The organism is Arenibacter lacus (assembly GCF_008711145.1).
Lineage (GTDB): Bacteria > Bacteroidota > Bacteroidia > Flavobacteriales > Flavobacteriaceae > Arenibacter > Arenibacter amylolyticus.
In genome coordinates, this window is the sequence record NZ_VVIN01000136.1 from 1 (window position 1) to 2258 (window position 2258).

A 2258-nucleotide genomic window follows, 5' to 3' on the forward strand; every position below is an offset into this window, starting at 1 on the left:
GTTGTAAACAATTTTTACACAAACATTAACCATAAAAAACAATAGAAATTATGAAAAGAAAACTACTTTTAATCCTACTCTTAATTTGGAATTTCAACTCAATATTTGGACAAATTTGTGGAACACCTCCTCCAACTACTCCAATAATTTACCCCCAAGAGGACAATAACACAAAAGGCAAAGAGTCGAACTCTTACAAAAGTTCTAGTTCATATACTTGTATCAATGTGTTTTTCCATATTGTAAGAAATACAAATGGAACGAATGCGTTCCCATTGCCAGATACAAATGATATAACGGTGGAACTTAACGAATTTTATAGTCCACATAATATCATAATTAATAATATAGGAACTAACTTTATTGATAATTCTGACTTCATTCAAGTAGATGAAGGTGAACACACAGTATTAATGAATTCTGGTTATGATGTCCCGAATGCTATTAATTACTATATAGTTGAAGAATTATGGGATGTTTACATCAATGGTGTATACCAAGGGTTTGTAACTGGTGTAGCAGATAGTATTCCATCAAACAGTTTAGTCATAAGAAGTGATAGAGTTCTTCTACCTACTTCACATCACGAATTGGGTCATTGTTTAAATCTTTACCATACCTTTCAAGGTACTGCTCCAAATACTTCTGGGTGTGCAGAAGCAATTAATGGGTCAAATTGTAGTACTTGCGGAGATGTTGTATGTGATACACCTGCTGATTCAAACGCTGGAAATTCAGGAGGTTACACACCTGATTTAACAAACATTATGTCATACTACAATAATAGGGACCATTTCACAAATGGCCAAGGTAACAGAATGCGATATGCCATACAAAACGAATCTGTTTTACAAAATATAACCGCCAATTCTTGCCCGTCGTTAAATGGTCCAAATACAATCTGTAGTCCTTCAAATTCAACATTCACCCTTCAAAATGGAGGGACGCCCGTAACTTGGCAAGTATCATCAAATTTATTGGTTGTAAGCAGCAACGACACTTCGATTACAGTCAAACCAAAGTACAGTAGCGGAAGTATTGGACAGATAACTGCAAACCTAAGCTCTGGTGCAGGTTTAACAACAGAAGTTCAAATCAATAATCCCAGTTTAACAAATAGCGAGGTATTTGTCCGGGACAGTAATTATAACAATTTAACTGGAAGTGGCACTTCGCTAGACCCATATTTAATTTGTGACGGTGAGGAATATGTAATCAATATGTATTCAAATTATGTAAATAGTATAAACTATACTACTATCCCGAGTGGTTGGACATCCTATTCATATGGCATTTATGAGATTGCCTTTACACCCAATAATATGAACTACGGCAACACTTATGCCATAGATATAGATTATACAGGTATCTGTAGTAATGGTGTGCACACAATATATTTTAAAAAGGACAATTATTGCTTCGGAGGTTATTTTACTGTTTCGCCAAACCCAAGTTCAGAAACTCTGAATATTGAGTTTAAAAATCCAAACCAAGCAAATACTACTTTTAGCGAAACCGAACTAAAATCCAATTATAAATTGTATGATTTTCATTCCAATCTCGTTCTACAAGGGAACTTGGATAAACAAAAAAATTCCATTAATGTTTCATCCCTAAGAAAAGGAATGTATATTCTTAAAATCTATATTGGTGAAAATGTAGAAACACATCAAATTATCATTAACTAAAAATTTATGGTCATGAAAAACATAATCTTATTATTCACTATTATTATATCATTTAGTTCCTGTAGTCAAAATGATGAAAATCAAAAAAATGAAAACTCTATATATGGAACTTGGAAATTAGTAGAAATATACGGAAGTGATGGAGGTAATAGTCCACAATGGAATCCTGTTAACAATGGTTACACTTATACATTTAACTCTGATAATTCATTTGCATCAAATAGATTTTCTGAGTGTTCAACTGGAATGTATGAATTAACTTCTTCCAATTTAACCTTAAAGTATAATTGTGATGGCTTTAATACTGGTATTGAAAATCCTCCTGGTTCATTTGTGGAAAATTATGTCTTTGAAAGTAACCATCTAATTTTAACACCGACCTATTTAAATTGTGATGAAGGTTGTTCTTATAAGTTCGAAAAAGTGGAATAAAAACTGTTTACAACCATGTATAACCGCAATTACGGCGGATTCGACTACGTCCGAATCCACTCGGAATTGCTAACGTCTGTGCCAAACCGAAAATTAACGCATATTAACCCGTAACTGACGGTTATACGAGACCGTCAG

2 protein-coding genes are annotated in these 2258 nt (G+C 33.4%); both read left to right on the forward strand.

Annotated elements, in window-relative coordinates; all coding sequences use genetic code 11:
• The first annotated feature begins 50 nt into the window (after window positions 1-50).
• Complete coding sequence (locus F1E73_RS16690) at window positions 51-1688, forward strand: T9SS type A sorting domain-containing protein (protein ID WP_086478092.1); 1638 nt, start codon at window positions 51-53, stop codon at window positions 1686-1688.
• A gap of 12 nt (window positions 1689-1700) precedes the next feature.
• Entirely contained in the window at window positions 1701-2120 is a 420-nt protein-coding gene (locus tag F1E73_RS16695; RefSeq protein ID WP_176328520.1) for a lipocalin family protein, read from the forward strand.
• Window positions 2121-2258: the final 138 nt, after the last annotated feature.